Source organism: Acinetobacter sp. NIPH 542, assembly GCF_000369825.1.
In the GTDB taxonomy this organism is placed as follows: Bacteria; Pseudomonadota; Gammaproteobacteria; order Pseudomonadales; family Moraxellaceae; genus Acinetobacter; species Acinetobacter oleivorans.
In genome coordinates this window covers 2,326,646-2,341,449 of record NZ_KB850206.1, presented here as the reverse complement: position 1 = coordinate 2,341,449, position 14,804 = coordinate 2,326,646, and the positions used below count along the sequence as shown (strand labels likewise).

The following is a 14,804-nucleotide window of genomic DNA, read 5'->3' as shown; positions in this document are numbered from 1 at the left end:
AAATTTTGCAATATTGACAAAGAAAAATGAAAAAAGATGTAAGGAGATGGGTATGCTCAAACGGAGCATTGCTTTTGCTTTATTGGCTGCTGCTGGACACGCTTATTCTGCCGATATTCAAGTCACAACTACAACTGATGAAGACGTTGATAATACAGTCTGTTCATTACGTGAAGCTGTAGAGCTGATAAATAAGCGTAATTCAAGTGATTCTACTGTTGTTGCTTCTGTAAAAGATGGTTATCGGGGCTGTGCTAGTAGTGACTCAAGCAATATTATTTTGCAAAGAGATAAAGAGTACACACTTAATGAAAAAATAAAGATTACAGCCCCTTTAACGATTAGTACTATTAAAAATGATTCTACGCTAGTTGATACCGATCAACCAGGTTCGCATAACGCTACAATAAAAATGGTTGGTACTGATCAGTTATTTATAATTGATGATGAAAGTATTGAAAAAGCATCACTCTCTGTTTCTCTAACTGATCTTAATTTACAAGGTGCAGGTTTAAAATCTAAAGCTGTCACTGGTGGGTTGATCGATAATCATGAAATATTAAAGATCCAAAACTCTCGTTTAATCGATGGATATGCAGCTCAAGGGGGAGCAATTTATAATAGAGGATTGGTCACGAAAAGTGGCCAGACTTATGGTTTCGTCACTATTACCAATACTCTTATACAAAATAATAAAGCAACACAAGGTGGAGTAATTTATAGCGAACAGCCTTTGTATTTGGTCACGCAGTCTGTAATTCGAGACAATGAGGTTAGTTCTGCTGCTGGATCACTTTTCTTCAGTGCAAGTAAATTTGATGATGCAAGTACAGGTGGATACTTAACTCAGCGCGCTACTGGACTGAGTAACAGTACTTTTTTCCACAATAAAGTAGGCTTTATTGCAAATGTTCAAGATGGAATGTTTGTTAATAACATTACGATGATCAAAAATGATAAAGGGCTATTTCTTGATGCCCCACAAGGTAACGCTTCTATCTCAAATAGTGTTTTAGTTGGAAATACGATCAACTGTCAGGCTAGTACTACTGATAAAGCAATTATACAAAGTAATTTAGTGACAACAGAATGTAATAGGAATGCGACATCTAAGCTCCCTAATATTCTTTATCCGGCTAATGAAAAATTAATAGCAGGTAGCGCAGATGAAGGTGTCTGTGATGTAACAGCAAAAGAAGGTTTGTTTTGTCCTTTTAATATTCCTAAAGATAGCTTCTTAGGTTTTTTTAAACCTCGACTATTAGAAAGTTATAAAACTTTAGCTGACTCCTTAATTATTAATAAAGGTCGTTTATATAGTGACGGCACTTCAGTCGGATTAGCGAGCTGTGAAACCGTTGATCAACGTGGGAAAAAACGTAGCGGTTATGATGAACTGTGTGATCTTGGTGCAATCGAATATATTTTAGATACAGAAATATCATCAGTAGGTCAAGATATTAGATATGGTCAAATTGCAAAATTTAATATTCTGGGATCTCTAAGTGAAGCAGATCTGGTGACTCCAGCTACGTGTAAGCGGTTGTTCGGCGAGCGGGCTGATGGAAAAGAATGGCAACCCGGATGTCTTCGAATTAAACAAAGTTTGGATACTCCAATCTCTAAAGGCACTATAAGTCTAGATCAAAATGGGAATGTAATTTATACGCCAAACGGTAATTGGCATGGTGCAGATATTTTTAGCATACAGGTTGTTACGAGCGTTTCTCGTTTTAATGAAGGCGTAGAGTTTCAATATATTACTATTCCAACAAGAATTGTTCAGGACCCTGTATCTGGAATTGAAGACAAATCTGTCAGTACTGGGGGAGGAGGTAGTGTTGGTGGCGGCTTTATTTTAAGTTTATTAGGTTTAATTGCTTTGCGCCGTTTCAAGTCATAATCAGGGATGAGGACTATGAAAAATTATAAAAAAGCATTCTTAGCATTAGCTGTGCTTGCAAATATGCCACTTTTTGCTGATACCACAAATCAAAGAATTGAGGTTACAACTTTTGCTGATGAAGATGGTGAAAATGCAAATGCATGTTCATTAAGAGAAGCTATTAAAGTTGCTGAAACCCGTAAATCAGCATATGGATGTACTGTTTATAATCTTAACACAGATCAAGTAATTCAACTAAAAGCAGGAACTTATACTTTAAATAAAGAATTAGTCCCAAATGCTAATATTTCTATTTATGGGTATGGTGAACGTAATGAAGATAAGAACTGGTCAGAAAAGAATGTATTAACAAATGATTATCCTGCTTTACGTGAGCTTCAAACTCGTATTAATGCAGCAGGCAAGTCACGTATATTTAATACAGCAGAAAATCAAAAAGCATTATTTTTGCAAAATATTATTTTAGAAAATGGTATAGCTTCAAATCAAGGTGGAGCTATTTATGCGGGTGGTGATGTTACCTTATTAAATACTCAAATTTTGAATTCGCAAGCACCGAAAGGTGGAGCGATCTTTCTTGGTGGCAATGAGGTAGACCTATCGATAAGTCATTCCTTGGTACAAGGCAATCAGGCAGCAACTGGTAGTGTGCTAGCAATGAGTTGTTTTAATGGTACTGAATATGCGAAACGAGATGTTACTTTTACATCTTCAAGTATTATCAATAATGGTGCAAATAATTCTACGAGTACATTTGAATTTTGTGGCGAACCGAATGCTAAGTTTACTATTAACACGATTGCTCAAAACATGGCAAGTACTGTAAATGGGGTGATTTTGAAGTTTACAGGAGATGCGATTCCTGGTACTACAACGAATCCGTCAACCATTTTAAGTGGGGGGAGTAGTTTAAAATTACAAAATAATACTATTGTCCAAAACAGTGCCAATACTACTTTTCTCTATGATAGTTTAGGTGGAAAAGAATTAACATTTAATATAATTGGATATAATCCAAGTGGTTATGCATGTCGATATTTGGCAGGCTCAGCAGCTGATTTGAAGAACTCGGGTCTTAGATTATCTTTTAATGCACTAAATTTAAGTAATAATACTGATAAATGTGATTTACCAACAGAAGTACTTTCTTCAGCCAATAAGACAATTGATATTTCAGGTGTTCCATTTAATTCTTTACTTGAGCGTCATGACGCTACAGCAGTAACAGGCTTCTTACCGCTTTATTTTCCATTGAATAATTCTCCTTTATTGCCATCTAAAAAAGAGGATCTGATAGATGTAGATTCTGAGGGTAAAACTGAATGTGCTAAGATAGATCAGCGTGGTTTAGCTCGACTTGCAACTAATAAGCTATATTATCAGCCAAGTAACATTCCTCGTAATAGCTGTGATATAGGTTCAGTAGAGTTAATGACGCTGACTGCTGGTGATTTAAGAGGATTAGGTAACACATCTCTTAAGACTTTACTTGAGGGCTATCAAACACAATATGATACTGCAGAAAAAAATCTCACTAACCCACTTTATTCATATTTGTGGGATGCTCTAAAAAAAGATTTGGCAAATTATAAAAATCTTCTTGATCAAACTAAAGCAAATGCAAAATATCGAGCTATTTATGTTGATTTGAAGGCAAATGGTTTACCTTTGCCAAATGAAGATAGTAGCCATCTTCTAAAGTTTTTTAATAGCACAGACTACAATATTAAAGTCGAGACAATTGGGACCGGGCTAATCGATGATAAAGTATATAATATTAAAGATAAGGAAGAAAAAGTACTTAAATGTGAGTGGAATGCGGCTTTACAACAAATTATTTTTTATAGATTAGATGATTTAATTACAACAGCTGGTGACAATAATTATTGTAAGTATACCGTAAGTACTAAGGATGGAACTATCCAGTCAACAGGTTTGATAGAAGCCAAGTTTGATAACATTGCACCAGTAGTAAGTGATAATAAGGTCGTATTTCAATATTTAGCAAATGAAATGATTCCTTTGAATTTACTTAAATATGCAAATGATGATGGGGATGGTCCAGCTAATACACTTATTACAAAGCCAAATAAACCTCAGTTTGCAGACTTGCCTATCTATTTACCAAGTAAAAGCTCAAAAGATGGAATTTTTACAGTAGTTAAGGCAGATAGAGAAGGCCCTTGCCCAGGCGATGATAAGGATAATACTTGTTATGGCGGCAATATTTATATTCAGGCTAAGAACAGTTTTAATAACTTCAATGATACGTTAACTTATTACGTATATGACGCTGATAATAAAATTTCAAATGCTGGTACTCTGAGTTTAGTTAGCAGTAATACTGCTGCCGGTGGAAATAGTAGTGGAGGCGGAGGTGGTAGCATCGGAATTTTATCTTTAGCATCTTTACTTGGTTTAGTGGTCTATAGACGCTACCGTAAATAAACGATATAAAATAAAAAAGCCTCCAATTGGAGGCTTTTTTATAGAAAATTATTTAAGACATTAAATTCACAGTGTACGAATTTTACTGAGTTATATTTAATGTTCTAAATACTTGTTCATATACTCTTCACGAATAGCTGTTCTTTCTTCGCCATTCGCTTTAAGCATACGCTGGCGTAAATCATTACGCTCTTGTGTACTCATTTTTTGCCACGCTTCACGCATTTTTTCTTTTTCAGCATCGGGGAGTTGAGTAAACCAGTCCATACGTTGCTGTAGGTTCGTACTTTGATTTGCTGGTAACTCTTTTAAGCTCTGGTAGCGTTTAATAACTGCACGTTGTTCTTCTTCAGAAAGAGCATTCCATGTGTCATCAACTTGTGTATTGGCATCCTTAGAAAAAATCCAAAATCGTTCAAAACCTGCAAAACTCGTTTGCAGGAAACTTAATGAACAAAGGATAAGTGCTAATTTTTTAGCTGCCATGTTGTACTTTATCCTCACCCAAGACCATTAGCATTTCTAAATCTTCCACCATTTGTGGAGATAATTTAGGATTTACAATCACTTGATTTTGCGGCTTATCAACAATATCTGCTGAATTAGGTAAAATTACAAAACCTGTGATCGCAGCTGCAAGTGCAAAACCAGACATTTTCCAGACACTATAAAAAGAGGCTGGTTTTTGTTGAATATGGTCAAGCACATGATTCATGACCACTGTTTTATTTTTATGGTGATGTGCCAAACTATCAAGTTTAGACGTCACCTTTTTAGTGAAATCATCATGATTCATCAGAACCTCCCAAGGGATTTAAATGGGCTAAGTACTCTCTAAGTCCCTGAATTGCTCGGTGATAATGGGTTTTTACACTACCTTCAGTACAGTTCATGATCTGAGCTGTTGTGTGTGTGTCAAAACCTTCCCACGCACGTAACATAAATGCCTGTTGTTGACGAACAGGTAGCTTTGAAATTGCTTCTCGAATTTCTTCGATAGTCACTGCTTGATCAAGAAAATCCGCAGGATTAATGGCTTTTTCATCAACTACATCAATAACTTCATCGTCGTCACTATCTAGACTAACTTTTTTGAAGAATGAAAATGGGTTTGCTCTACGAGATTCTTTGCGGCGCCAGTCCTGAAGTTTGTTGTTTAAAATAGTATAAAACAGGGGATACCATTCTTCAGTACTTTTATCGGCATAAGATTTGTGTAAAGCAATAAATGCTTCTTGAACCAAATCCATTGCAATACCTTGTTGACCTTGGGTAGCACTCTCCATCATCACCAAAGCACGACCAGTAACATCTTGCATGAAAACTTTCAGGCGTTGTTCAGCCGTGCTTGCATGAGCACTAGATGTTTCCGATCGAGACTTTTTCGGTGCTAAATCCATGGAGATGGAAAATCCTGTCATTGGACATACCCACCTTATCTTCAATATATCTCTTATATAACGTTGAAAAGAGGTGGGAGGTTGACAACAATCGGTTATTTTTTACTAGTGTAATTGATTTTTTTCACAAATATGTGAGATGTAAAATAAATTAACGTTTTATTGGCGTTGACGAACCATCTCAAAAAAACAAATTGATCCTGCAATTGCTACATTTAAAGACTCTTGTCCACCAGGCTGAGGAATAGTTACAGATTCTGCATGATCTAAGGCGTAATCACTTGCACCTTGGCCTTCATTTCCTAAAATCCAGACACATGGTTTTGAAAGATCTTTTGAATAAAGACTGGTTGAGCGATGAGAGCTTGTAACAAAAACTGGAATTTGAAATTTTGGAAGAATATCTGTGAGTTGAAAGTTTTCAAAACAATGTAAGCTAAAATGAGCTCCCATGCCTGCTCTTAAAACTCGTGGTGACCAAAGTGATGCAGATCCTTGAGTGCAAATAATTTGTTTAATATTTGCCGCTGCTGCTGAACGTAACAATGTGCCTACGTTACCTGGATCTTGTATATTTTCCAGAATTAAAGTATCTACTTTATAGTCAATTGTTGATGCAGTTTTAGGTAAATCAATAATAGCTAAGCAAGGTAAGCTTGTACCTAATGTACTCAAATCTCTATATAAAACTTCACTAATAACAAAGATATGACCTTGATGCAGTTCAATTATTTTTTTTAAATCAGTATGTTCTAATGCTTGTTCGGTCGTAAATAAAGAAAAAATCTTCTTTTGCTGTTGTAGCCACGTCAAGCAGAGATGGGTACCTTCAAGGACTGTTTGTTGGTGCTTTTTTCGGGCGCTATTAAGTTCGATTAATCCACGCAAATGTTTAATTTTTGCATTGTCTTTTGATTCTAAAAAAATAACCGCCATGAGAAAATATCCAACAAAAGGGCATCATGATACTATGATGCCCTAAATAATTAAAATTATTAATGATAGCTTGTTACACGCTCAACTTCATTTTTAGAACCAATAATTACAGGAACACGTTGGTGAAGTTCTGTCGGTTCAATATCTAAGATGCGAACACGACCTGTAGTTGATGCGCCACCAGCTTGTTCAATCAGCATACTCATTGGGTTTGCTTCATACATTAAACGTAAGCGACCTGCTTTTTTCGGATCTTTTAAGTCGTACGGATAAAGGAAAATACCGCCGCGGCATAAAATACGGTGAATATCACCCACCATACATGCTACCCAGCGCATATTGAAATCTTTTTCACGTACAGATGTTTTACCTGCAAGTAATTCATCAATATATTGTTTTACAGGTTCTTCCCAATGACGTTGGTTAGATGCGTTAATTGCAAACTCTTGAGTATCTGCTGAAACTTGAACATTGTCAGTAGTAAGCAAGAATGTTTGAGTTTCTGGGTCTAAAGTAAAGAATACTACGCCATTTCCTACAGTTAAGGCCATCATGGTTGATGGGCCATAAAGTACGTAACCAGCAGCAACTTGCTGTGTACCTGCTTGCATGAAATCTTCTGCTTGGGTTACCGCATTTTTTGCAGGCAGAATAGAGAAAATTGTGCCTACACACATATTGATGTCGATGTTACTTGAGCCGTCTAATGGATCAAATAAAACCAGATATTTACCATTTTCTTGTGCAGGTGTGAACTCATCAAGCTCTTCAGAAGCGAGGCCACCCACTTGTGGATGAACTTTTAAAGCATCAATTAAATAGTCATTAGAAATCACATCAAGTTTTTTCTGTGTTTCACCTTGAACATTTTCATTACCAGCACTACCCAAAATACCAGCGAGTGCACCTTTTTGTAAGGCTTGATCGATCGTTTTACAGGTGGTGGCGATAGTGTCGATGACTTGAGCCAACTCAGGTGTTAGATTCCCTTTTTGTTGTTGTAAAAATTGGGACAATGTGAGGTTGGACATAAAAAAAGCTCCTGTGCTTCAAGCATCAAAATGAGTCAGATAAATACGTGGCATATTCTAGATGAGAATGTCACAAAATAAAAATTATCTTACTTTATTTGTGTTGGATTTATGCTTACAACACCCATTTTAAATGGTATGTTGATTATATGACAAGGGACTGTATATTTTTAGGAGAATCGAAATGACAACAAAGAAGTTTGATGCGACCCCAACAGCAGGTGAACCAATCAATCTAGATGAAATTTCGAAAGAAAATGTTCAGGAAGCTTGGAAAGACTACGAGGCTAAGCCTGAATATAAAGATTTTAATAAGCATGATTTGATTGAATCTATGCAACATTCTGAAGAAGAAAAGAAATCTTCTTAAGTTTTGTTGTTATAAAAAAACGCTCATAAAATATGAGCGTTTTTTTGCATATGCCTTATTTTAATAAAGGAGGCACTGCTTCGTAATTAATTTCAACGCGGCGATTTTCTTTCCACGCAGATTCGTCATGTCCTGCATTCACAGGAGCTTCTTTACCATAACTTACAGCTTCAAGTTGCTGTGGGTTCACACCATTGGTAATTAAGTAGCTTTGTACAGCTTTAGCACGACGTTCACCTAAAGCCATATTGTACTCACGCGTACCACGTTCATCTGTATGACCAGTTAATGCAACTTTTGAATTTGCATTTGCCATAAGGAATTGAGCGTGAGCTTGAAGCGTTTGATAGTCTTCAGTAGATAAATCACTGCTGTCATAATCAAAATGAACAACGCGTTTAGCCAAAGCAGCTTTATTTGCTTCAGTTACACCTTTCGATGAAGCACCAGCCAAATTTTGAGCATTTAATGCCGCATCTTCACTTAAACCAGAAGTGTTAACTGTACTTGGATTCGTGCCAGTTGCAGTAGTTGCTGCTGGTTTGCGGCTAGCACAACCCGTCATTACAAGTGCTACGCTAAGAAAGGGTAAAGCTAAATATTTGATTGATTTCATGATCTTCTCCATCAATGGAATTAAAAGTTATTTTGGTGCCCAAGCTGGTTCACGTACTTCACCTTGTTCACTTGGTAAATTCATACGGAAACGTCCATCAGTAGACATGATAGATAACAAGCCACGGTTACCTTCACGAGTCGCGTAGACCACCATTTGCCCATTCGGTGAGAAACTTGGTGATTCGTCTAAACTGGTTGGAGTAAGAATATTGGTGATGCCAGTATTAATGTCCTGAATTGCAACTTTATAACTGCTGCCACTTGGGCGATGAACAAGAGCAATCTTTTTGCCATCTGCACTCAAAGTTCCGCGTGCATTAAATGAACCTTTAAACGTTAGACGTTTTACAGAACCATCAGCAAAGGTATAACGATAGATTTGGGCTGAACCACCACGGTCAGAAGTGAAAATAAACGATTTTCCATCTGGTGTATAACGTGCTTCTGTATCAATTGCCGAGTCGTTTGTCATACGTTTAACTTGGCGAGTTGATAAATCCATTTGATAGATTTCTGGATTGCCATTCATAGATGCTGTAAATAGCATTGATTGACCATCAGGTGAAAAACTCGGTGCGCCATTTAGGCCTTTAAAGCTAGTGAGTACTTCACGTGTTCCAGTAGATAAATCTTGTAGATAAATTGCTGGACGTTTGGTTTCAAAAGAAACGTAAGCAATTTTCTTGGCATCGGGTGTCCATGCCGGAGAAAGAATTGGGTCACGAGATGACAAAACAGTTTTTGGCTGTTCACCATCGGTATCTGCAATTTGTAGAGTATAACGCTCTGCAGGGGTGGCAGGGTTTCTGAGTACATATGCAATACGGCCGCTAAAATCACCTGGAATACCAGTAAGTGCCTGATAAATAGCATCACTCACCATATGGCCAGCTTGACGTATGCGTGAAGCGGGTACATTTAAAAGTTCATTTAAAATGTATTGTTGCTTTTGTACATCATAAAGTTGGTAATGAACTTCAAAACCTGTAGCTGTTTGTTTAATTTGTCCAGTAACTACATATGGAATTCCGGCAGCTTGCCAGTCAGAAGCTTGGATCTGATTAATTGCAGCATTGACAGGCAAATTTTTAGATGAGCTTGTAAAGCGTCCAGAACGGTTTAAGTCAGTTTCAACAATAGGAGAAAGCCCATTGTCATTGTTAAACGGGACAATAGCAATTTTTGGTGCCTGATCTGGTGCTTTGGCAATTTCCAGATATAACTGGGCAAAAGCAGTTGTAGAAGCAATAGGGCTTAAGGCGGTGATCAATGCTAAAGATAGCAGGTGTTTGCGGCTCGTATTCATAAGTTTAAAGTCATAGCAGGTATTTTTGTGACTGTTGATTTTGTAGCATAGTTACATGCCTTAAACTATTTAAAGCATGTAACTCTTTCAAAATTATTGCGCTCTAAATGTAGAGTTAACACTTCTTGCTTCGCGTCTTGCATCAGGGTCTGATGGCATAGGATATGGTGCAGATGCTTGAATTGCGGCCTTAATACTTGCATCTAAAGCATCATCGCCACTTGAACGTGTGATCACAATAGAATTAACGCTACCTGAGTCTGAAAGGGTAAAACGGACACCAACTGTTTTACCGCTACTGCCAGTCGGAACATCCCAAGAGCGTCGAATTTTTTGCTCAAAATCACGTCTAGCTGAAGAAGCAATTTTTTTGGCTTCAGCTTTCTTCTGAGCTGCTTCTTCTTGCGCTTTTTGAGCAGATGCAGCTTTTGCTTCGGCCTCAGCTTCAGCTTTACGTTTAGCATCATCAGCAGCTTTTTGCTGCTTAGCTTTTGCATCAGCTTCAGCTTTGCGTTTAGCGTCGTCAGCTTTTTGCTGTTTAGCTTTTGCGTCTGCTTCAGCTTTGCGTTTAGCATCGTCATTGGCTTTTTGCTGTTTAGCTTTTGCGTCTGCTTCAGCTTTGCGTTTAGCATCGTCATTGGCTTTTTGCTGTTTAGCTTTTGCGTCTGCTTCAGCTTTACGTTTAGCATCGTCATTGGCTTTTTGCTGCTTAGCTTTAGCATCTGCTTCAGCTTTACGTTTAGCATCATCATTAGCTTTTTGCTGTTTAGCTTTAGCGTCTGCTTCAGCTTTACGTTTAGCATCGTCATTGGCTTTTTGCTGCTTAGCTTTAGCATCTGCTTCAGCTTTGCGTTTAGCGTCGTCATTAGCTTTTTGCTGTTTAGCTTTAGCATCTGCTTCAGCTTTTTGCTTAGCTTCTTGCTGTGCTCGAAGTTTAGCGTTTTCGGCTTTTTGAGCCTCACGTTTTAGCTTTGCATCGGTCTCTGCTTTTTGTTTAGCTTCTTCAGCAACTTTTTGTCTTGCCTTGGCATCTGCTTCAGCTTTTGCACTTTGTTCAGCCTTACGTTTTTGTTCGGCTTCGGATTTTATTTTAGCCTCAGCTTGGCGTTTAGCTTCAGCTTGCTGCTTTTGTATTTCCTCTATACGTTGCTGTTCTGCTGCTTGTTTAGCTTTTGCAGCTTCTTCAGCTTTACGCTTTTGTTCAGCTAATTTTGCTTGCTGTGCCTGTTCGACCTTTTGCTTTTGAGCAGCAAGTTGTTGAGCGGTCGGAGGAGGGGGCGTAGCCGGAAGATTTTCAGGAAGCGTTTCATCCACAATAGGGGTTAACACCTCTTTTGCTTCATTTGTAGCTGTAGTCTCTTGTTCAACTTCTTTGGCTAACGGAGGAGGTAAATCTTCTGGCTTAACTAAAATAGTTGTTAGCTTTTTTGGCTGTTCAGGTGGTTTACTCAAGCCTAAAAAAAGCAAGCCAACAATGGCAATTGCATGAACTCCTAGTGTGAAGCTCAATGCAATCGCATTTTGTTTAAAGTGTGGCTTTTGATTTTTATTCATAGCTTATTTTAAAGGCTCTGTCAGAAGGCCAACTTGAGTTAAACCTGCTTCTTGTAAACTTGCCATCAATGATACGACTTCTCCATAAGGACGAGACTTATCACCATTGACTAAAACTGTGAGTTGTTTATTTTCTTGTTCAGCTTGCTTTTGAGCACCGCTTAAAACTTCTTCAAGTTTTTCACGAGACAATGGTTCACTATCTTTGTAATCTTCATACTGAAGATAAATATTGCCATCTTTACCAATAGTGACCATGGCTGGCATATCTTTTGATTCGATTGGATGGTTATTTGCTTGAGGTAAATCGACTTTAATACCACTAGTAATCATGGGAGCAGTCACCATGAAAATAACCAAAAGTACGAGCATAACGTCAATATAGGGTACGACGTTCATATCACTTTTTAGTGGTTTTTTTATGCGCTCAAAGCGCCCTGAACGCTGAATTGCCATTATGCATCTTCCTGTGATGAACCCACAGACTGACGTTGCAATAAGGCAATCATCTCTTCAGCAAATAAAGCACGATCAGAGTAAACACTTTCACTTTTAGAAGTGAAGTGGTTAAAAGCCAATACAGCAGGAATTGCAGCAAATAAACCAATTGCGGTTGCAATAAGTGCTTCGGCAATACCAGGTGCAACAGTTGCCAAAGTGACTTGATCAACAGCAGCTAAACCGATAAATGCATTCATAATCCCCCAAACGGTACCGAATAGACCGATGTAAGGAGCTACAGAGCCAATACTTGCTAAAGTACCTAAGCCGTATTCTAGATGGCTCTGATCACGACTCAAACCTACACGTAAAATACGTTCAGTCCCTTCAATTGTTTGTGAAACAGGGGCCTGACGTTTTTTAAGTTTAAAAAATTCACTCAACCCTTGATAAAAAATATCTTCAAGACCTGAGCGTTTTGAGTTGAGCTGAGCATTGTTGTAAAGCGTATTGAGTTCAGCACCCGACCAGAACATTTTCTGGAAATGTTCATCTTCTTGATGTGCTTTTTTATAACTCATATGTAACTTGGCAATCAGATACCAACTAAAGATTGATGCTAACAATAAAATTAGCATGACCAACTGAACGACTGGACTTGCCTGTAAAATAAGGTCAGAAATATGCAGGGTTGATTCAATGTTTGTTGCCATAGTTACATATGCCGGTTGTTTTTTTAGTCTTGTTCCAATTCTTTACGAATAAGATCACGTATTTCTTCTGGAAGACGACGAGCTACAAGTTCTTTGCTTAAACATGCCAACTCAACCTCGCCAGAAGCAAGCAAGATTTCACCACGATAAATATTTTGTTGCAACACAAATGACGCAGCTTTACATGAAACTACACGTGCTGTAACAGTAATTAAATCATCCATTAAAATAGGACGCATGTATTTTACGTCAATTTTGTGTACGACAAAGTTGTAGTCTTTTTGATGCCAGTAATGATCAACGCCAGAAGCACGGAGCCATTCAGTACGGGTACGTTCCATATAGCGAATGTGGTTGGCATGGTAAACAATACCGCCTGCGTCCGTATCTTCAATATAAACACGAATGTTGAATTCAAAATGATTCGCCATGAGAGGATTCCGTTTTAGTTCACTATAGAGCTTTATATTTAAAATATGGCTTTGAATAAAACATTAGTTCCATTCAAAAGCCATACATCTGCTTTTAAATACGGGGCAGTTTAGCAGATTGCATACTAAGTCCTATGGCACAACCTTTCAATTGCGATTGCTGAATTTCTAATCTAAAAACGCTACATCTTATGGCTAGCAAGCTTTTTAAGTTAAGAGGGCTTCCATGAAGTTTGGACTTGTTTTGATATATTCGGATAATCTAATACGAACCTTACATGTAGCTCGGTTCCAGTTTTTAGAGCTTTGTCATCTACAATAAAATAGGGATTATGATTCGGTGCAGCCTGAGTTAAGTCTTGATTTTCTGGTGTCGCCCCTAAAAAAACAAAAAATGAGGGCATTAACTTGCCATAATAGGCAAAATCTTCACTAGCGCTTGCATTGTGATCAAGCACATGTAGTTTTGAATCTCCTACAACTTTGGCTAATGTTGGCTGAATAAGTTGAGTAAGGTTTTTATCATTCATGGTTACTGGTGCATAAGGTGCAATTTCAACTTTAGCTGTTACATCATTGGCTTGAGCATTGCGCTCTATCATGACTGGTAAACTTTTTAAGATGTTATTTCTTATTTCTTCGTTATTAGAGCGAATAGTACCAATCATATTGACCTGTTCGGGAATCACATTTCCTGCTACACCACCTTGAATATTGCCAATACTGACTACGCCCATACCTTGGGTTAGATCTGTTCTTCGGCTAATAAGACTTTGTAAATTATTAATCATTTGTGCCGATGCATAAATCGGATCTCTCCCTAACCATGGCGTCGAACCATGAACCTGCTTGCCGTTGACCTGAATACGTAAGTGGTCTGCACTATTTAAAATGGCACCATCTTTATAATAAAGATGACCACTTTTCATACCTGCAATGACATGCATTCCAAAAATAGCTTCTGGTTTATAGTCTTTAAAAGCACCATCAGCAATCATTTTTCGTGAACCGATTTGATCACCCTGAGTAAAGTTATCTATATCTGCACCACCTTCTTCAGCAGGTTGGAAAACAAAAATAACTGTGCCCGATATTTTATCTTTATTCGCAGCTAAAATTTTTGCTGCGCCTAATAACATTGCAGTGTGTGCATCATGTCCACATGCATGCATTACATAGGTTTCCTTACCTTGATAAATTGCTTTTTGTTTACTGGCAAATGAAACACCACTCTTTTCTTCCATAGGTAAAGCATCCATATCCGCTCTAAGCGCAATAATAGGGCCGGGTTTATTACCTTTTAAGATGCCAATTACACCTGTTTTCGCATAGCCTGTTTTGACTTGAATGCCATAAGATTTTAATTCTTTTTGAACAAGGGCAGACGTTTTAAATTCCATATTGCCGAGTTCAGGGTGTTGGTGAATGTTTTGTCTTAGCTGAATGACTTGATTTTCATTTTGTTGAGCGGCATCGTTAACCCAATCTGCTAGGCTCAGTTGACTCATTAAGATGAGTGGCAAAAGTAAAGCGGCTTTCTTATACATGTCCTTATCCTAAAAATATTATTGTTCATAAGATTTAATATCTAGATTTCTTATAATTCAGTTTTTGAAAATATTAAAAAATCAATAAGGTATAAAGAAAGAC

General features: G+C 37.6%; 15 protein-coding genes. 3 read left to right on the top strand and 12 right to left on the bottom strand.

The window, feature by feature from the left end; genetic code table 11:
- The first annotated feature begins 52 nt into the window (after nt 1-52).
- Both rbtA and F886_RS16400 read left to right on the top strand, forming a co-directional pair.
- On the top strand, nt 53-1,903 hold the full coding sequence (gene rbtA, locus F886_RS16405) for a rhombotarget A (RefSeq protein WP_005307571.1): 1,851 nt from the start codon (nt 53-55) through the stop codon (nt 1,901-1,903).
- Nucleotides 1,904-1,918: 15 nt separating this feature from the next.
- Nucleotides 1,919-4,354 carry a CSLREA domain-containing protein gene (locus F886_RS16400; RefSeq protein WP_005307568.1) on the top strand — a complete coding sequence of 812 codons (2,436 nt, stop codon included), beginning with the start codon at nt 1,919-1,921 and terminating at the stop codon, nt 4,352-4,354.
- Between the two features lie 96 nt (nt 4,355-4,450).
- On the opposite strand, the gene F886_RS16395 is transcribed toward F886_RS16400, so the two are convergent.
- From F886_RS16395 to F886_RS16375, 5 genes are all read right to left on the bottom strand, one after another.
- Nucleotides 4,451-4,840, bottom strand: a complete 390-nt coding sequence (locus F886_RS16395; RefSeq protein WP_004790640.1) for a DUF3106 domain-containing protein — start codon at nt 4,838-4,840, stop codon at nt 4,451-4,453.
- Nucleotides 4,830-5,150: a hypothetical protein gene (locus tag F886_RS16390; RefSeq protein ID WP_004643705.1), complete on the bottom strand. Its 321-nt coding sequence runs from the start codon at nt 5,148-5,150 to the stop codon at nt 4,830-4,832. Before F886_RS16390 ends, F886_RS16395 begins: the two co-directional genes overlap by 11 nt.
- Nucleotides 5,140-5,754: an RNA polymerase sigma factor gene (locus F886_RS16385; protein WP_005307565.1), complete on the bottom strand. Its 615-nt coding sequence runs from the start codon at nt 5,752-5,754 to the stop codon at nt 5,140-5,142. The genes F886_RS16390 and F886_RS16385 overlap by 11 nt, the downstream gene beginning before the upstream one ends.
- Before the next feature lie 159 nt (nt 5,755-5,913).
- Nucleotides 5,914-6,690: a TrmH family RNA methyltransferase gene (locus F886_RS16380; protein WP_005307562.1), complete on the bottom strand. Its 777-nt coding sequence runs from the start codon at nt 6,688-6,690 to the stop codon at nt 5,914-5,916.
- Nucleotides 6,691-6,749: 59 nt separating this feature from the next.
- Nucleotides 6,750-7,721 (bottom strand): class 1 fructose-bisphosphatase, encoded by a 972-nt coding sequence (locus F886_RS16375; protein ID WP_004790649.1) that lies wholly within the window; start codon nt 7,719-7,721, stop codon nt 6,750-6,752.
- A 184-nt stretch (nt 7,722-7,905) separates the two neighbouring features.
- On the opposite strand from F886_RS16375, the gene F886_RS16370 reads away from it, so the two are divergent.
- The gene (locus F886_RS16370) at nt 7,906-8,091 is read left to right on the top strand and encodes an NF038105 family protein (RefSeq protein ID WP_004790651.1); all 186 of its coding nucleotides are present in this window, start codon (nt 7,906-7,908) and stop codon (nt 8,089-8,091) included.
- Nucleotides 8,092-8,146: 55 nt separating this feature from the next.
- On the opposite strand, the gene pal is transcribed toward F886_RS16370, so the two are convergent.
- The 7 genes from pal to F886_RS16335 form a co-directional block, all read right to left on the bottom strand.
- The gene (pal, locus tag F886_RS16365) at nt 8,147-8,707 is read right to left on the bottom strand and encodes a peptidoglycan-associated lipoprotein Pal (RefSeq protein WP_004643699.1); all 561 of its coding nucleotides are present in this window, start codon (nt 8,705-8,707) and stop codon (nt 8,147-8,149) included.
- Between the two features lie 27 nt (nt 8,708-8,734).
- The gene (tolB, locus tag F886_RS16360; protein ID WP_005307557.1) at nt 8,735-10,015 is read right to left on the bottom strand and encodes a Tol-Pal system beta propeller repeat protein TolB; all 1,281 of its coding nucleotides are present in this window, start codon (nt 10,013-10,015) and stop codon (nt 8,735-8,737) included.
- Nucleotides 10,016-10,108: 93 nt separating this feature from the next.
- Nucleotides 10,109-11,569 carry a cell envelope integrity protein TolA gene (tolA, locus tag F886_RS16355; protein WP_005307554.1) on the bottom strand — a complete coding sequence of 487 codons (1,461 nt, stop codon included), beginning with the start codon at nt 11,567-11,569 and terminating at the stop codon, nt 10,109-10,111.
- Between the two features lie 3 nt (nt 11,570-11,572).
- A complete protein-coding gene (tolR, locus tag F886_RS16350; protein ID WP_004790658.1) occupies nt 11,573-12,025 on the bottom strand; it encodes a protein TolR in 453 nt (150 codons plus the stop codon).
- Nucleotides 12,025-12,723, bottom strand: a complete 699-nt coding sequence (gene tolQ, locus F886_RS16345) for a protein TolQ (protein WP_004790660.1) — start codon at nt 12,721-12,723, stop codon at nt 12,025-12,027. The genes tolR and tolQ overlap by 1 nt, the downstream gene beginning before the upstream one ends.
- Nucleotides 12,724-12,746: 23 nt before the next feature.
- A complete protein-coding gene (gene ybgC / locus F886_RS16340; RefSeq protein WP_004699892.1) occupies nt 12,747-13,154 on the bottom strand; it encodes a tol-pal system-associated acyl-CoA thioesterase in 408 nt (135 codons plus the stop codon).
- Between the two features lie 212 nt (nt 13,155-13,366).
- A complete protein-coding gene (locus F886_RS16335) occupies nt 13,367-14,701 on the bottom strand; it encodes a M20 family metallopeptidase (protein WP_005307549.1) in 1,335 nt (444 codons plus the stop codon).
- Nucleotides 14,702-14,804 lie beyond the last annotated feature (103 nt).